The 14,239-nt window shown below is 72.3% G+C and carries 17 protein-coding genes and 1 riboswitch; of the genes, 11 read left to right on the top strand and 6 right to left on the bottom strand.

Features of this window, described 5'->3' with window-relative positions; genetic code table 11:
- Positions 1-48: 48 nt before the first annotated feature.
- Entirely contained in the window at positions 49-351 is a 303-nt protein-coding gene (locus ACZ6AA_RS11245) for an urease subunit gamma (protein WP_087883138.1), read from the bottom strand.
- Between the two features lie 197 nt (positions 352-548).
- Positions 549-1,169: a TetR/AcrR family transcriptional regulator gene (locus tag ACZ6AA_RS11250; protein WP_468459444.1), complete on the bottom strand. Its 621-nt coding sequence runs from the start codon at positions 1,167-1,169 to the stop codon at positions 549-551.
- 163 nt (positions 1,170-1,332) lie between these two features.
- Between ACZ6AA_RS11250 and ACZ6AA_RS11255 the strand changes: the two genes are divergently transcribed.
- On the top strand, positions 1,333-2,343 hold the full coding sequence (locus tag ACZ6AA_RS11255; RefSeq protein ID WP_471457511.1) for an ABC transporter permease: 1,011 nt from the start codon (positions 1,333-1,335) through the stop codon (positions 2,341-2,343).
- Between the two features lie 142 nt (positions 2,344-2,485).
- Here the strand turns inward: ACZ6AA_RS11255 and ACZ6AA_RS11260 are convergent, their stop codons facing one another.
- Positions 2,486-2,794: a type II toxin-antitoxin system Phd/YefM family antitoxin gene (locus ACZ6AA_RS11260; RefSeq protein ID WP_468459448.1), complete on the bottom strand. Its 309-nt coding sequence runs from the start codon at positions 2,792-2,794 to the stop codon at positions 2,486-2,488.
- Between the two features lie 142 nt (positions 2,795-2,936).
- On the opposite strand from ACZ6AA_RS11260, the gene ACZ6AA_RS11265 reads away from it, so the two are divergent.
- From ACZ6AA_RS11265 to ACZ6AA_RS11280, 4 genes are all read left to right on the top strand, one after another.
- A complete protein-coding gene (locus ACZ6AA_RS11265) occupies positions 2,937-3,566 on the top strand; it encodes an ATP-dependent Clp protease proteolytic subunit (RefSeq protein ID WP_468459450.1) in 630 nt (209 codons plus the stop codon).
- A gap of 7 nt (positions 3,567-3,573) precedes the next feature.
- Positions 3,574-3,903, top strand: coding sequence for a hypothetical protein (locus tag ACZ6AA_RS11270; protein WP_468459452.1), 330 nt, complete (start codon positions 3,574-3,576; stop codon positions 3,901-3,903).
- Between the two features lie 643 nt (positions 3,904-4,546).
- Positions 4,547-4,716, top strand: a riboswitch (cyclic di-AMP (ydaO/yuaA leader).
- Between the two features lie 3 nt (positions 4,717-4,719).
- Positions 4,720-5,193: a C40 family peptidase gene (locus ACZ6AA_RS11275; RefSeq protein WP_468459454.1), complete on the top strand. Its 474-nt coding sequence runs from the start codon at positions 4,720-4,722 to the stop codon at positions 5,191-5,193.
- Between the two features lie 103 nt (positions 5,194-5,296).
- Positions 5,297-5,848 (top strand): DUF6328 family protein, encoded by a 552-nt coding sequence (locus ACZ6AA_RS11280; RefSeq protein WP_471457514.1) that lies wholly within the window; start codon positions 5,297-5,299, stop codon positions 5,846-5,848.
- Here ACZ6AA_RS11280 and ACZ6AA_RS11285 read toward each other — a convergent pair.
- Entirely contained in the window at positions 5,841-6,509 is a 669-nt protein-coding gene (locus ACZ6AA_RS11285; RefSeq protein ID WP_471457516.1) for a LysE family translocator, read from the bottom strand. The genes ACZ6AA_RS11280 and ACZ6AA_RS11285 overlap by 8 nt on opposite strands.
- Before the next feature lie 178 nt (positions 6,510-6,687).
- Between ACZ6AA_RS11285 and ACZ6AA_RS11290 the strand changes: the two genes are divergently transcribed.
- Positions 6,688-7,599, top strand: coding sequence for a LysR family transcriptional regulator (locus tag ACZ6AA_RS11290; RefSeq protein ID WP_468459460.1), 912 nt, complete (start codon positions 6,688-6,690; stop codon positions 7,597-7,599).
- A gap of 78 nt (positions 7,600-7,677) precedes the next feature.
- Here ACZ6AA_RS11290 and ACZ6AA_RS11295 read toward each other — a convergent pair whose 3' ends face one another.
- Entirely contained in the window at positions 7,678-8,109 is a 432-nt protein-coding gene (locus tag ACZ6AA_RS11295) for an ATP-binding protein (RefSeq protein WP_468459462.1), read from the bottom strand.
- 262 nt (positions 8,110-8,371) lie between these two features.
- Here ACZ6AA_RS11295 and ACZ6AA_RS11300 point away from each other — a divergent pair, with 262 nt between their 5' ends.
- Both ACZ6AA_RS11300 and ACZ6AA_RS11305 read left to right on the top strand, forming a co-directional pair.
- Positions 8,372-9,232, top strand: coding sequence for a helix-turn-helix domain-containing protein (locus tag ACZ6AA_RS11300; protein WP_468459464.1), 861 nt, complete (start codon positions 8,372-8,374; stop codon positions 9,230-9,232).
- A gap of 9 nt (positions 9,233-9,241) precedes the next feature.
- Positions 9,242-9,466, top strand: a complete 225-nt coding sequence (locus ACZ6AA_RS11305; RefSeq protein ID WP_289953863.1) for a DUF397 domain-containing protein — start codon at positions 9,242-9,244, stop codon at positions 9,464-9,466.
- 57 nt (positions 9,467-9,523) lie between these two features.
- On the opposite strand, the gene ACZ6AA_RS11310 is transcribed toward ACZ6AA_RS11305, so the two are convergent.
- Complete coding sequence (locus ACZ6AA_RS11310) at positions 9,524-10,660, bottom strand: 8-amino-7-oxononanoate synthase (RefSeq protein WP_468459466.1); 1,137 nt, start codon at positions 10,658-10,660, stop codon at positions 9,524-9,526.
- Positions 10,661-10,857: 197 nt separating this feature from the next.
- On the opposite strand from ACZ6AA_RS11310, the gene bioB reads away from it, so the two are divergent.
- The 3 genes from bioB to bioD are packed head-to-tail and all read left to right on the top strand — an operon-like array spanning position 10,858 to position 14,055.
- Complete coding sequence (bioB, locus tag ACZ6AA_RS11315; protein WP_468459468.1) at positions 10,858-12,033, top strand: biotin synthase BioB; 1,176 nt, start codon at positions 10,858-10,860, stop codon at positions 12,031-12,033.
- Entirely contained in the window at positions 12,026-13,345 is a 1,320-nt protein-coding gene (locus tag ACZ6AA_RS11320; protein WP_471457519.1) for an adenosylmethionine--8-amino-7-oxononanoate transaminase, read from the top strand. Before bioB ends, ACZ6AA_RS11320 begins: the two co-directional genes overlap by 8 nt.
- Complete coding sequence (gene bioD, locus ACZ6AA_RS11325) at positions 13,342-14,055, top strand: dethiobiotin synthase (RefSeq protein ID WP_471457521.1); 714 nt, start codon at positions 13,342-13,344, stop codon at positions 14,053-14,055. The genes ACZ6AA_RS11320 and bioD overlap by 4 nt, the downstream gene beginning before the upstream one ends.
- Positions 14,056-14,239: the final 184 nt, after the last annotated feature.

Raw genomic sequence — 14,239 nt, forward strand, 5'->3', positions numbered from 1 at the left:
CCGCCCGCGCCTGTGCTGTCTGCGGATTGCATACGTCCCGTACCCCCGTCAGACGATCGGGTCGTGGACGGTGACGAGCTTCGTGCCGTCCGGGAACGTCGCCTCGACCTGCACGTCGTGGATCATCTCGGGGATGCCCTCCATGACGTCGTCGCGCGTCAGCACCGTGCGGCCCGAGGTCATCAGATCGGCGACGCTGCGGCCGTCGCGGGCGCCTTCGAGGATGTGCGACGTGATGAGCGCGATCGCCTCGGGATGGTTGAGCCTGAGGCCGCGCGCCCGGCGCTTCTCGGCCACGTCGGCAGCCACATGGATGAGCAGTCTCTCCTGCTCGTGCGGTGTCAGTCGCACGTCCCCACCTCATCGTCCTTGCTCCGAACCGTGCGGGGTCCGGCTGCCGCGGCCACCGCGACGGGAAAGATGTAACGCGCAGCGAATGGCGCGCCGAGGTACACCTTGACGTACGAGATCCCCAGGTGGCGTGGCACGGCAGGCTAGTTGGACGGAGTTTCAGCGAGGTTAACCAGCCCTTGACCCGGCCATGACCGTCAGCTGGGTTCACCCATACTCATCAGGCCACGCACACCGTCGGCCAGCGCGTCCACCGGCACCCCGTCGAACAGGGCGACCTGGGCGGCGAATCCCTGCGCCATGGCGATCATCGTCCGCGCGACGCGGTCCGCGGGCACGTCGGCGCGCATCATGCCCGCGGCCTGATAGCCCTCGACGATCCGGATCCAGGCCGCCCGCACCGCGTCGTACCCGTCCTGAATGAGGGCGCGCAGCTCTTCGTCGCGCAGCGTCTCCGTCCAGACCTGCACGAGGAGCCGCGGGAAGTACGGCCGGTCGTGCTCGACGAGGCCCGGCTTGAGGTCGAGCACCTGGCCGAGTGCGCGGCCGACCAGGACGTCCGGCGGCGGGGGCGGCGTCTGGCGGGCCGCGGACTCGAAAACGCCCCGGATCTCCCGCAGCACCTCGGAGACGATGGCGTGGATCAGCTCGTCCTTGCCGCTGAAGTAGCGGTAGACGGCACCCGCCGACAGGCCCACCTCCTTCAGCACGTCCTGCATCGACGTGGCGTGGAAGCCGTTGCGGGCGAAGCAGAGCGCGGCACCGTCGAGGATCTGGCGGCGACGGGCGTCGAGGTGTTCCTGGGATACGCGGGCCATGACCTCAAAGTAAAACGAACATTCCTTCTTGACAACCGACCACGCCCGGACCCACAGTGGAGACACAGCAAAACGAACGATCATTCTTTTTAGATGTCGTCGGCTCGCCGGCAACGCCAGCGCCTTCACGCCCCCGCTCGCCTCATTCGCCCTGGAGAACCCCATGCCCACGCCGTCCCCTGCCGCGCCCCCGCAGGCCCGCCGCATGCTGACGGTCGCCCTGCTGGTTCCCTTCATCGTGACCCTTGCCCTGTGGGCCTTCGCCTGGCCCGCCGCAAGGAACGCCCCGCGCGATCTACCGCTCGGCGTGGCGGGTCCCACCCAGGCGACCGCCCCGCTGCAGAAGCAACTTCAGCAACGGGACGGCGCGTTCGAGATCCATCGGTACGCGGACGAGGCGGCGGCCCGCGCCGCCATCGAGGACCGGACCGTGTACGGCGCGGTCGTCGCCACCGGCGAGGAGCCCAAGCTCCTGACGGCCTCGGCCGCGAGCCCCGTCGTCGCCCAACTCCTCCAGCAGGCGGTGGCGGCGGGCGCCCCGGACGGCGCCCGGGTCACGACGGTGGACGTGGTGCCCGCCCCGGCGTCCGATCCGCGCGGGGCGGCCCTGGGGTCGAGCGTGCTGCCGCTCGCCATCGCGGGGGTCGCGGCGGGCTCGCTGGTGACGCTGCGGGGGCTGCGCGGACTGCGCGCGGCGGGGACCCTGGTCCTGGCCACGGCACTCGTCGGTCTCGTCGCCGCCGCGCTCGCCGACAGCTGGCTCGGCATCCTGACGGGCAACTGGTGGGCGGAGGCCGGGGTGCTCGGCCTGTCGGCGCTCGCCGTGGCCGCGACCGTGGCCGGTCTCGCGGCGCTGCTCGGCCCTGCGGGCATCGGCGTGGGCGCGCTCCTGATGGTGCTGCTCGGCAATCCCTTCTCCGGGGTGACGTCTGCGCCGCACCTGCTGCCCGAACCGGTCGGCCTGATCGGCCAGTTGCTCCCGCCGGGAGCGGGCGGCTCGCTGCTGCGCTCGACCGCCTTCTTCGACGGGGCGGCGGCCACGGGCCCCGCGATCACCCTCGCCGTCTGGGCGGCCCTGGGCCTCGGGGCCGTGCTCGTCGGGGCCCGGCGCGGCCGGAGCGCTCCCCCGGTGACGGCGTCGCCCCGGGTGCGCGAGCCCGCCCCGGTCGGCTGACGCCGCGCCCCACCGGACAGCCGTGTGCCCCCGCCGTAGTGGACGGGGGTACACGGCCTTTGTCATGCCTGATGGATGTACGCGCCTTTCGAGTGCGTGACGCCAGCCCCTGCTCGGCGTGACGCCCCCGGCACCCGCGGGACTACGTCACGTTCGGTCCGCGGTGCTCCGCCGCGATGCCGAAGCGCTGCCGTTCGCCGCCCGCGCCGGACGCCGACGAGCCGAGGGAGGAGACGGAGCTGATCACCGTCTCCCCGGCGGCGGCGCCGACCGCCTCGGCCTCTTCGAGTTCATCGAGCTCATCGAGTCGACGCAGGTCATCGGCGGAGACAAGGGCCACGAGCGGCTTGCCGTGACGCGTGACGACCACGCGTTCGCTGCCGTAGACAACGCGGTTGATCAGGTCGGCCAGCTCTGCGCGGGCTTGCGTCACCGGAATCTCGTAGGCCATGCCCCCATCATAACGTCATGTACGTCCTGTACATTTTTTACAGAGGCCGTCGCGCAGCGGCGGCGCCTGCACGCATGCCCCTGCGTCCGCACGCATGCCGTACAGATCCGGAGGCACGCCCATGCAATCGGGAGGCACGCCCATGCAGCAGCCGTTCGCCCGTCATGTCCTGCCGGAGTTCACCGAGCGCACCAGCTCGGGCCTGCGCACGCTGGATCCGTACTCCAAGCTCCTGGAGGAGCGCATCGTCTTCCTCGGCACCCCCGTCGACGACGTCTCCGCGAACGACGTCATGGCGCAGCTGCTGCACCTGGAGTACCTCGCGCCCGACCGGGACATCTCGCTGTACATCAACTCGCCCGGCGGCTCGTTCAGCGCGGCCACGGCGATCTACGACACCCTTCGGTTCACGACCTGCGACGTGGAGACCGTGTGCCTCGGCCAGGCCGCGTCCGCCGCCGCCGTGCTGCTCGCCGCGGGCACGCCGGGGAAGCGGTCGATCCTGCCCGGCGCCCGGGTGCTGCTCCAGCAGCCCGCGCTGGCCGAGGCGCTGCGGGGCCAGCCGACCGACCTCGTCATCCAGGCCGAGGAACTGCGGCGCACCCGCGCACTCCTGGAGGAGATGCTCGGGCGCCACACGGGGCAGGACGCCGAGCGGATCGCGGCGGCCATCGAGCGCGACACCGTCCTGGACGCCGCGGCCGCGGTGGAGTTCGGCCTGGTGGACCGGGTCGTACCGAACCGCGGGGCCACGACCACGACCGCCGAGTGAGGCCCGGGTGCTGCCCGAACTGCCGCCGCTGCCCGCCTTGACCCGCGCCGAGGGCGAGCTGATCGACGCCTATCTCGCGGTCGTGGACCTCGTCGGCCGCATCAATCCGGCGCGCGCGGAGCACACGTACGGCGGCCTGCGCGCCGCACAAGCCCTCGTCAGCAGGGCGACGGAGCTGCGGGACGCCCTGACGCTGATGCACCAGCGGGGCGAGGCGGAGGTCCACACGACGACGCTGGCCCGGGCGTTGCGCACGCTGGACGGCGAGCGACGTGCCGCGCGTGTGACCGTGCCGCCGCCCGCGGTCGGCGAGGAGGCGCCACCGACGGGTGGATGACCGATCAGCCCCGGGGGGTGGGGTGAGCGCACCGATGAAGCGCACCGATGAAGCGCCCCTTTGAACAGCGCCCCCATGAACAGCGCACCTATAGGCACCTATAAACGGCGAGTCGGCCAAGCGTTTCTGCTACGAGTTGACGGGGGCCGTCGAGGCCGAGCCTGCCGGTCCCCCACCGCCCCGCGCCGCGCCGCACCCTCTCCTTCGCGTCCGCGCACCCGAGGTGCGCCGTCGCACCGGACGCCCGTCGGAGCGCCACGGCCTCAGCGCGTCCGCGCCGTCCGCACGTTGAGGGTGCGGGCCGCGCGGACGGGTGTCGCGCCACTTCCGGTCCAGACCGGGGTGCGACCAGAGGTGGTAGCTCTTTCAGCGTAGGAAACACTCGCACGCGTGTGCCCCTGGAGTTGCACAACTCCCTTACGCGGCAGCCGGAACCGGACGTTCCAGTGCTGTTCGGGCAATCGTCTCCGACTGTGATCCAGGTCCCTTTCCGGCTCTGTCCACCCGAACGGGTCAGTCGTGAGGAGCCTCACATACAGCCGATTCGGCTCGGTTTTTTGGCCACTCTCGGGTGAAGATCCCTTCCGACGACAAGCCCCCGCCACAGGCGGCGGGGCGGTCCGGGTGGACGCCGAGTCCTGCCGCCACCCGGATGCCCGGTCGACATCTGTGCATCGGCAGGAGTGGAGGACCCAGCAAGGCGGACCGTCCGGGAGACCGGCCGGCCCTTGGGGTGAAGTCGCGACGCGACCGGGCATCTTCGCCTGCCCGAACCCGACAGGTCATCCTTCACAGGCGGCTGACGAAGGGTTGCGCATGACTGCGCTGAATCGTGTTCCGTCGCTGCTGACGAGGGCCGGTACCGCATCGGCACTCACGCTCGCCGCCGTGGGCGGCACCATCGTGGCACCCGGTCTGGTCTCCGAGGCCGAGGCCGCCACACACGGGACGAAGGCGCTCAAGATCGCGGCTTCCAAGAAGGGCTCCCCGTACGGCTACGGAGCCGTGGGGCCGCGCCGGTTCGACTGCTCGGGCCTCACGCTCTACTCGTACAAGCGCGTGGGCAAGAAGCTGCCGCGAACCGCCGCGCAGCAGTACAACAAGACCCGCCATGTCTCCAAGGGCAACCGCACCCGCGGCGACCTGGTGTTCTTCCACTCCGGCCGGAACGTCTACCACGTCGGCATCTACGCCGGCAAGAACAAGATCTGGCACGCCCCGAAGCGGGGCACGGTGGTACGCCTCGAGAAGATCTGGACGAACAGCGTCTGGTACGGCCGAGTCCGCTGACCTGAGTGCCCGGACGACGGCGCCTTCGGGCAGGCACCGCCGTCCGGGCGTGACCGGGCCGACGCGAGGAGTGCTTCGCGGCGGCCCGGGATACTCGTAGTGCATGTCCGAAAACGTCCCCACCGACGGCCCCCGGTCAGCGGGCACCGCCGCGCACGACGCCAGCCGAGGCCGCGACGAGACCCCGCTGGAACGCGCCGACCGCAACTTCTTCGAGCTGCTCCAGGAACTGAGGGTCACTCAGACCGGCGTGCAGCTCCTCTTCGCCTTCCTGCTCACACTCGCCTTCACCCCCCGCTTCCCCTCGCTCGACACCCTCCAGCGCGCCACGTACGTGACCACGCTGCTGCTCGCCGTCCTCGCGGCCGCTCTGTTCACCGCACCCGCCGCACTGCACCGGGGGCTGTTCGGGCGCGGCGCGAAGCCGCTCGTCGTCAAGGTGTCGTCGCGGCTCGCCGGGGCCGGACTCGCCGTCCTCGCCCTGGCGCTCACCGGTTCGGTCCTGCTCGTCGTGGACGTGGCGGCGAGCCGCACCGGCGCCTTCTGCGCCGCCGGGGCCACGCTGCTGGTGTCCGGTGGCCTGTGGGCGCTGCTCCCGTGGACGGTCGCGCGACGGCAGCAACAGAGCGACGGCCCGTCCGATGGGGCTACGTGAACAACGGCTCCACGAGGAGCGCCAGGCCCAGCGCCGTGAGCACCACCCCGGTGCCGCCCTCGATCGCCCTGGCGACGCGGGGCTCGCGCAGCCGACGGCCGACCCGGTCCACCAGCAGCGCGACGGCCGGGAACCACAGGAGCGCGAAGGCCACGACGATCGTGGCGAGCAGCAGTGTGCGCGGCATCGCGGGGCTCCCCGCGGGCACGAACTGAGGCAGCACGCTCAGGAACGTCAGGGACGCCTTGGGGTTGAGGGCGTTGGTGAGGAAGCCCTCGCGCAGACCACCGCCGCGCCCACCGGCCACCGCCCGCACACCCTCCTCCCCCGCAGCCGCCTCCCTGTCCTGCCTCTCCCCCGCACCCGGCCGCCCCTCCCACCGCAGCGCCGCCCGCAGCGCCCGCACCCCCAGGTACAGCACATAACCGCCGCCCACCAGCTGCAGCGCGCGGAACAGCGCGGGCACGGCCGCGAGTACGGCCGCGACCCCGGCGACGGCGAGCGCCGTGTGCACCAGGAGTCCCGCCGCGATGCCGAGCGCGCACAGCACTCCGGCGCGGCGGGAGGCGAGCGCGTTGCGTACGACGACGGTGAAGTCGGCGCCGGGCATGGCGACCATGCCTGCGGCGACGCCGGTGAAGGCGACCAGTTGAGCGTCCATGACGGCCACTCTGCCGCGGGTGAGCCTTCAGCAGGTATTTGAGATCTTCTGCGTCTTCCTTAAGCATCTGTTTAGGCTGGGCTGCCGGTAGGATCCGGCGGCGGTCCCGGAAGGCGGGGCGACGGCGTCCGGGTACCGCGGCAGGACGGCGGGCCACGGCCACAGGAAGAGGCACGGCATGTACGACCCGACGCGGCTCGCGGCGCTCGTGGCGGTCTCCGAAGCCGGTTCCATCACCCGCGCCGCCGAACGGCTCGGCTATACGGTGCCCGCGCTCTCCCAGCAGCTCGCCAAGCTGGAGCGGGAGGCGGGGGCGGCGCTGCTCGTGCGGCACCACCGGGGCGCGCGGCTCACCGGCGCGGGCGAGCTGCTCCTGGCGCGCGCCCGCCGTGTCCTGGACGAGATGGAGCTGGCCCGGCACGAGCTGGCGCAGCTCGTGGGCCTGTCGGGCGGGCGCCTGCGGGTCGCCACGTTCACGACGGCGGGCATCCATCTGCTGCCGCCCGCCCTGACGGCGTTCCGCCGGGCGCATCCGGACGTCGAGCTGACGGTCACCGGCTACGAGCCGCCGCTGGGCGTGGCCGCGGTGGCGGCGGGCGACGCCGATGTGGCGCTGACGCACACGTACGAACCCGCCGAGCTGCCCGCGCCGCCCGCGTCCGTGACCCTGGAGCCGGTCCTCGTCGAGGAATTGGTGCTGGTGACGGCGCCGGGGCACGCGCTCACGGCGGGCACCGGGCGGCTGCCGCTCGCCGAGCTCTCCGGCCAGCCCCTGATCAGCATGGCGCCGGCGCATCCGCCGCGGCAGGGCGTGGAGGCGGCGCTCGCGCGGGCGGGGGCGGCGCCCGCCGTGCTCGTCCAGACGCCGGACTACGCGCTGGTGTGCGCGATGGTCAGCGCGGGTCTCGGCGCCGCGGTGGTCCCAGAGATGGTGGCCCGCACGGCGGCGACGCCGGTCGGCGTCCGGCCGTTGGAGCCGGGTGACCTCAGGCGCACCATCTGGGTCGGCCACCGCACCGGCGAGTCGAGCCCGGCCGCGGACACGTTCCGCGCGCTGCTGCGGGGGACGTTCGGCCGCTCGGCCACCTGAGGCACCGCGTGCCCCGGCCGCCGACGGCCCCGCGCGCCTGTGGTGCCCGCGGGCCCGCACGCCGCGTACCGCGGGGCGTCAACTCTGGACCGGCACCGACCACGGCAGGGTGATCCAGACCGTCTTGCCGCCCTCCGCCGTCGGACAGACCGAGAGTCTGCCGCCGCACTCGGCGGTGAGCCAGCGGATGATGACCATGCCGCGGCCGTTGTCCTGCTGCACGGCGGCGGGCAGGCGCCGGGGGAAGCGCGGGTGGCTGTCCGTGACGCCGATGCGCAGCTGCTCGTCGCGGTCGAGCTGCACGTCCACGGTGAAGGTCGGGGACTGGCCGAGGGTGTGCTGGACGGCGTTCGTGGCGAGTTCGGAGACGATGAGCCGCACCGTGTCGGCGACATCGGCGTCGGCCGGAAGGCCCCACTCCGACAAGGTGTCCGCCACATACCTGCGGGCGGCTGCGACCGAGACAGGATCGCTCGGCAGAGTGACTGATGCTTCCTGGAGGTCTGCCATGGCGACACTGTCCCTTTCCCACCGGGACCGGACTCCGACTCGTGGCGGAAGAACTCGAGGACAGTCCCGGAACTGGTGCTTCGCGCCAGAGTGCCACTCCTGGGCCGGTGACGCGCGGCGATCCACCGAGATGTGCATATATCTGTCGCTCGAAGCGGTGAACTCTGCGACGGCAGACCGTATTTGGGCGCAACACTGGCGCTTCCTCTACAGTCTCCCGCTGTCCCGTACGGTTGGCGCGGACGTCCGGAAGGAGACGGACATGCAGTACGGTCCCGCGGTGCGGCGCCGCAAGCTCGGCGCGGAGTTGCGCGCGCTGCGCGGGCAGGCCGGACTCACCAGCGGCGAGGCGGCCGCCCGGGTCGGCTGGCACCAGTCGAAGGTGAGCCGGATCGAGACCGGGCGCTCCGGGGTGCGCGCCTCGGACGTGCGACTGCTCCTGGAGGCGTACGAGGTCGACGATCCGCAGTTGCGCGAGCTGTTGGTCGTGCTCGCGGGCGGGGAGGACGAGAACGGGCGGCACCACTGGTGGCACGCCTACCGCGGTCTGCTGCCCCCGGCGTACCGCGACTTCATCAGTCTGGAGTCACAGGCCTGCCGGGTGCGCACCCTGGAGACCACCGTGGTCCCCGGTCTGCTGCAGACGCCGGACTACGCCCGCGCGGTGACACGTGCCGCGCTCGGCGGGCTGCCCGAGGAGCAGGTGCGGGCCCTGGTGCAGGTGCGTCTCGCGCGGCAGGACGTGCTGCGCAGCGAGCCGCCGCTGCGGCTCAGCGTGATCCTCGACGAGGCGGTGCTCCGGCGTCAGATCGGCGGTCCCGAGGTCCTCGCCGGGCAGTTGCGGCGGCTCCTGGAGGCGGCGCGCCTTCCTCAAGTACGCATCCAGGTGCTGCCGTTCGTCTCCGGCGAGCACATCGGACTCATCGGATCTTTCGTTATTCTCTCCTTTCCGAACATTTCTGATCTGGATGTGGTTGTTCTCGACCACTTGACGAGTAGCCTCTACCTCGAACGGAAAGAAGACCTTCAGGCGTATACCGACGCCTTCAACTCTCTTCAGGGACAGGCGCTTTCCGTTCAGGATTCAATGGATTTCATCGCCGGGTTAGGTGACGGCGCGTAAGGAGGCACCATGACTGCACTGCCTCGGTCCGTTCCCTCCAGCACGTCTCTCAGGGACGCGCGGTGGCGGCGCAGCAGCCGCAGCAATGGAATGAACAACTGCGTGGAAACAGCGCCGCTCGGCTCCGGACCGCTCGCCGGTCTGTTCGCCGTGCGCGACTCGAAGGACACGGCGGGTCCAGCCGTGCTCTTCTCCCCTGCCGCCTGGGAGGACTTCATCGACGCCCTTCGGTGAAGCCCGGGTGAGAGCGCCGGACCCTGGACCCAGGTCTCAGGTGCCAGATCTCAGGAGTCAGGGTGCGGTGCGGCTGATCGTGGCGACGGCTTCGGCGACCTGTGCGTCGCTCAGGTCGGCACGTGCGGTCAGCCGCAACCGTGAGACGCCGTCGGGAACCGACGGCGGGCGGAAACAGCCGACGGCCAGACCCTCGCGGCGGCAGTCGGCCGCCCAGCGCACCGCTGCTTCCGGCGACGGCGCGCGCACGGAGACGACGGCGGCGTCGGGACGTACCGCCGAAAGCCCTTCCTCGGTCAGGAGTTCGTGCAGCGTCGTGGCCACCGCCCGCGCGCGGACGGCCCGTTCCGGCTCGCGGCGCAGCAGGCGCAGGGCGGCGAGCGCCGAACCGGCGGCGGCCGGGGCGAGCCCGGTGTCGAAGATGAGGGTCCGGGCCGCGTTGACCAGGTGGGCGATGACCTTGGCCGGGCCGAGCACGGCCCCGCCCTGGCTGCCGAGCGACTTCGACAGAGTGACCGTGACCACGGTGTCGGCGGACCCCGCGAGCCCGGCCGCGTGCGGCGCGCCACGGCCGCCGTCCCCGAGCACCCCGAGCCCGTGCGCGTCGTCGACGACCAGGCCCGCCCCGGCCTCGCGGCAGACGGCGGCGAGCTCGGACAGCGGCGCCGCGTCCCCGTCGACGGAGAACACCGAGTCGGTCACCACGACCGCGGGCCCCTCGTGCGTGCCGAGCGCCTTGCGCACCGCGGCCGGGTCGGTGTGCGGCACCACCTGGGTCGTGCCGCGGGCGAGGCGGCAGCCGTCGATCAGGGAGGCGTGGTTGCCCGCGTCGGAGACGATCAGCGAGCCGTGCGGGGCGAGCGCGGTGACGGCGGCGAGGTTCGCCGCGTAACCGGAGGACAGCACGAGGGCCGCCTCGAAGCCGCAGAAGTCGGCCAGCTCACGTTCCAGTTCGGCGTGCAGCTCGGTGGTGCCGGTCACCAGGCGGGAGCCCGTGGCGCCCGCACCCCAGCGCCGGGCAGCGGCCGCGGCCGCGGCGGTGACCTCCGGGTGCCGGGTCAGTCCCAGGTAGTCGTTTCCGGCGAGATCGAGCAGATCGGATTCGGCCGGGCGCGGACGCAGCGTGCGCACCAGGCCCGCCTGTGCACGCAGCCGCGCCTGCTCGTCGATCCAGTCGAACGGCGAGCCAGCCATGGGACCTCCGGGGCGTCACGGGTCGACGTACGTGCCGTGCGCAGACGGGACGTACGGACCGGGGTGTTTGTAGACAGTGCACAGACCCTAGCGGCCGCACCACCGGGCCATGGTGTGGCAATACCCACACCTCCTGATGCTTCTGTTGTACGGAATCTCCATGGTCAGAAACTCCGGCGTGCGTCAGGATCGGCGCCATGGATCTGCTCAACACGCTGGTGGACAAGGGGCTTCGGCGGGAACTGCCGAGCCGTGAAGAGGCGCTCGCGGTGCTCGCGACCTCCGACGAGGACCTGCTCGACGTGGTGGCGGCGGCCGGAAAGGTGCGGCGCCACTGGTTCGGCCGACGGGTGAAACTCAACTATCTGGTCAACCTCAAGTCGGGCCTGTGCCCGGAGGACTGCTCGTACTGCTCGCAGCGGCTCGGCGCGGAGACCGGGATCCTCAAATACACCTGGCTGAAGCCGGACGAGGCCTCCAAGGCCGCGGCGGCCGGGCTCGCCGGCGGCGCCAAGCGGGTCTGCCTGGTGGCGAGCGGCCGCGGGCCCACGGACCGGGACGTCGACCGGGTCTCCGACACCATCAAGACGATCAAGGAGCAGAACGAGGGCGTCGAGGTCTGTGCCTGCCTCGGCCTGCTCTCCGACGGCCAGGCGGAGCGCCTGCGCGGCGCGGGCGCCGACGCCTACAACCACAACCTCAATACGTCCGAGGCGACGTACGGCGACATCACCAAGACGCACACCTACGCCGACCGTGTCGACACCGTGCAGAAGGCGCACGCGGCCGGGCTCTCCGCCTGCTCGGGCCTGATCTCGGGCATGGGCGAGACCGACAAGGACCTGGTCGACGTCGTCTTCGCGCTGCGCGAGCTGGACGCGGACTCCGTGCCGGTGAACTTCCTGATCCCCTTCGAGGGCACCCCGCTCGCCAAGGAGTGGAACCTCACCCCGCAGCGCTGCCTGCGCATCCTCGCCATGGTCCGGTTCGTCTGCCCGGACATCGAGGTCCGCATCGCGGGCGGCCGTGAGCTGCACCTGCGCACGCTCCAGCCGCTCGCCCTGCACCTCGCCAACTCGATCTTCCTCGGCGACTACCTGACCAGCGAGGGCCAGGCCGGCAAGGCCGACCTGGAGATGATCGCGGACGCCGGGTTCGAGGTGGAGACCACGGACCAGGTGACGCTGCCGGAGCACCGCAGGGGCGGTGGCTGCGGCTCGGTCTGCGGCTCGCAGGACACCGCCGACGAGACTCCCGCCGAGGCCACGGCGCCCGCCGCGCAGGCCGAGGCGCCCGCGACGCCGGGGCCGCGCACGGACCTGGTGGCGGTACGCCGCCGTGGCGCCGGAACGGACGTGGCGCCCAATGCCTGACGCACACTCGGCGTCCGGCCTGGACGTCAAGGAGATCCTCGACCTCGACCGCGCGCACGTCTGGCACCCCTACGGCCCGATGCCCGGCCGCCAGGACCCGCTGGTCGTGGAGTCCGCGCACGGCGTGCGGCTGCGCGTCGCGGGCGTCGGCGAGCTGGTCGACGGCATGTCGTCGTGGTGGTCGGCCATCCACGGCTACAACCACCCCGTCCTGAACGACGCGGTGCGCGAGCAGCTGGACAGCATGAGCCACGTGATGTTCGGCGGGCTCACGCACGAGCCCGCCGTCCGGCTCGCGAAGCGACTTGTCGACCTCACGCCGGACGGCCTGGAGCATGTCTTCCTCTCCGACTCCGGTTCGGTGTCCGTCGAGGTCGCGGTCAAGATGTGCCTCCAGCACTGGCGTTCCCTCGGGCGGCCCGAGAAGCGCCGGATGCTGACCTGGCGCGGCGGCTACCACGGCGACACCTGGCAGCCCATGGCCGTGTGCGACCCCGACGGCGGCATGCACAGCCTCTGGCAGGGCGTGCTCCCCCAGCAGGTGTTCGCGGACCAGCCCCCGGCGGGCTTCGACACCTACGACGAGGCGTACGCGCAGCATCTGCACGACGTGATCGGACAGCACGCCCACGAACTCGCGGGCGTCATCGTCGAGCCGGTGGTGCAGGGCGCGGGCGGCATGCGCTTCCACTCCCCCCGCTATCTGCGCGCGCTGCGCGAGGCGTGCGACGCGCACGACGTGCTGCTCGTCTTCGACGAGATCGCGACGGGCTTCGGCCGCACGGGCGCGCTGTTCGCGGCGGACCACGCGGGTGTCACGCCCGATGTGATGTGCCTCGGCAAGTCCCTGACCGGCGGCTATCTGACGATGGCGGCGACGCTGTGCACCGAGCGGGTCGCCTCGGGCATCGCGCGGGGCGAAGTGCCGGTGCTCGCGCACGGGCCGACGTTCATGGGCAACCCGCTCGCCGCGGCGGTCGCCAACGCCTCCATCGACCTGCTGCTCGGCAAGGACTGGCAGACGGACGTCAAGCGCGTCGAGACGGGCCTGCGGGCCGCGCTCGCCCCGGCTGCCGAGCTGCCCTTCGTCCGTGATGTACGGGTCCTCGGCGCGCTCGGTGTCGTGCAGCTCGACCACCAGGTCGACATGGAGGCGGCGACGAGCGCGGTGGTGCGGGAGGGCGTGTGGGTGCGGCCGTTCCGCGACCTCATCTACACGATGCCGCCGTTCGTCACGGGTGACGCGGACGTGGCACAGATCGGTCGCGCGGTGTGCGCGGCGGCACAGGCGAGCGGGGAGGTCTCGGCGTGAGCGTGCTCGTGGTGTCCGGTACGGGCACGGAGATCGGCAAGACGGTGACGACGGCGGCCGTCGCCGCGGTGGCCCTCGCGGCCGGGCGCAGCGTCGCCGTCCTCAAGCCGGCCCAGACCGGCGTCGGCCCCGGGGACCCGGGCGACGTCGACGAGGTGCTGCGGCTCGCGGGCGACCGGGTGACCCCGGTGGAGCTGGCACGCTTCCCCGAGCCCCTCGCGCCCTCGACGGCCGCGCGCAGGGCGGGGCTGCCGACGGTCTCGCCCGCCCAGGTGGCCGAGGCGGCGGAGAAGCTGGCGGCCTCGCACGACCTGGTCCTGATCGAGGGGGCCGGGGGTCTGCTCGTCCGCTTCGACGAGGCGGGCACGACCCTCGCGGACGCGGCCCGGCTCCTCGCCGCCCCCGTCCTCGTCGTGGCCACCGCGGGCCTCGGCACCCTCAACATGGCCACACTCACCACCGAGGCCCTGCACGCCCGGGGCCTCACCCCCGAGGGCATCGTCATCGGCAGCTGGCCCACCGCCCCCGACCTCGCCTCCCGCTGCAACCTGGCCGAACTGGCCGACGCGGCGGGGGCGCCCCTCCTCGGCTCGATCCCCGAGGGCGCGGGCGCCCTGCCGGGCCCGGAGTTCCGCGCGGCGGCCGGGGGTTGGCTGGCTCCGGGGTTGGGCGGAAGCTGGGCGGGGCCGGGGACTCTGTCCGAGGCGTGAGCCGGGTGCGGGGTCGGGTCCGCCCTACCCGGGTCGGGTCCGTCCCACCCGGGGCGTACCGACCCGACCCCGCACACGACAGCCGGACCGTGCTGATCCAGCCCGTCCGGCGCTTGAGGACGAGCGCGAAGCGCGATCGACGCCGACCCCGGCGCCGGTGCACGGAGGTCCGAGGCCGGGCGCC

The sequence above is a fragment of the Streptomyces sp. NPDC040610 genome, from assembly GCF_055594065.1.

Coding starts and splice junctions, on each gene's coding strand:
- ACZ6AA_RS11255 (WP_471457511.1), top strand. CDS start 1,333: ATGCCCACGCCGTCCCCTGCCGCGCCCCCGCAGGCCCGCCGCATGCTG.
- ACZ6AA_RS11320 (WP_471457519.1), top strand. CDS start 12,026: ATGCCTGACGCACACTCGGCGTCCGGCCTGGACGTCAAGGAGATCCTC.
- ACZ6AA_RS11305 (WP_289953863.1), top strand. CDS start 9,242: ATGACTGCACTGCCTCGGTCCGTTCCCTCCAGCACGTCTCTCAGGGAC.
- ACZ6AA_RS11290 (WP_468459460.1), top strand. CDS start 6,688: ATGTACGACCCGACGCGGCTCGCGGCGCTCGTGGCGGTCTCCGAAGCC.
- ACZ6AA_RS11260 (WP_468459448.1), bottom strand. CDS start 2,794: ATGGCCTACGAGATTCCGGTGACGCAAGCCCGCGCAGAGCTGGCCGAC.
- ACZ6AA_RS11285 (WP_471457516.1), bottom strand. CDS start 6,509: ATGGACGCTCAACTGGTCGCCTTCACCGGCGTCGCCGCAGGCATGGTC.
- ACZ6AA_RS11250 (WP_468459444.1), bottom strand. CDS start 1,169: ATGGCCCGCGTATCCCAGGAACACCTCGACGCCCGTCGCCGCCAGATC.
- ACZ6AA_RS11300 (WP_468459464.1), top strand. CDS start 8,372: ATGCAGTACGGTCCCGCGGTGCGGCGCCGCAAGCTCGGCGCGGAGTTG.
- ACZ6AA_RS11275 (WP_468459454.1), top strand. CDS start 4,720: ATGACTGCGCTGAATCGTGTTCCGTCGCTGCTGACGAGGGCCGGTACC.
- ACZ6AA_RS11310 (WP_468459466.1), bottom strand. CDS start 10,660: ATGGCTGGCTCGCCGTTCGACTGGATCGACGAGCAGGCGCGGCTGCGT.
- ACZ6AA_RS11295 (WP_468459462.1), bottom strand. CDS start 8,109: ATGGCAGACCTCCAGGAAGCATCAGTCACTCTGCCGAGCGATCCTGTC.
- ACZ6AA_RS11265 (WP_468459450.1), top strand. CDS start 2,937: ATGCAGCAGCCGTTCGCCCGTCATGTCCTGCCGGAGTTCACCGAGCGC.
- ACZ6AA_RS11280 (WP_471457514.1), top strand. CDS start 5,297: ATGTCCGAAAACGTCCCCACCGACGGCCCCCGGTCAGCGGGCACCGCC.
- bioB (WP_468459468.1), top strand. CDS start 10,858: ATGGATCTGCTCAACACGCTGGTGGACAAGGGGCTTCGGCGGGAACTG.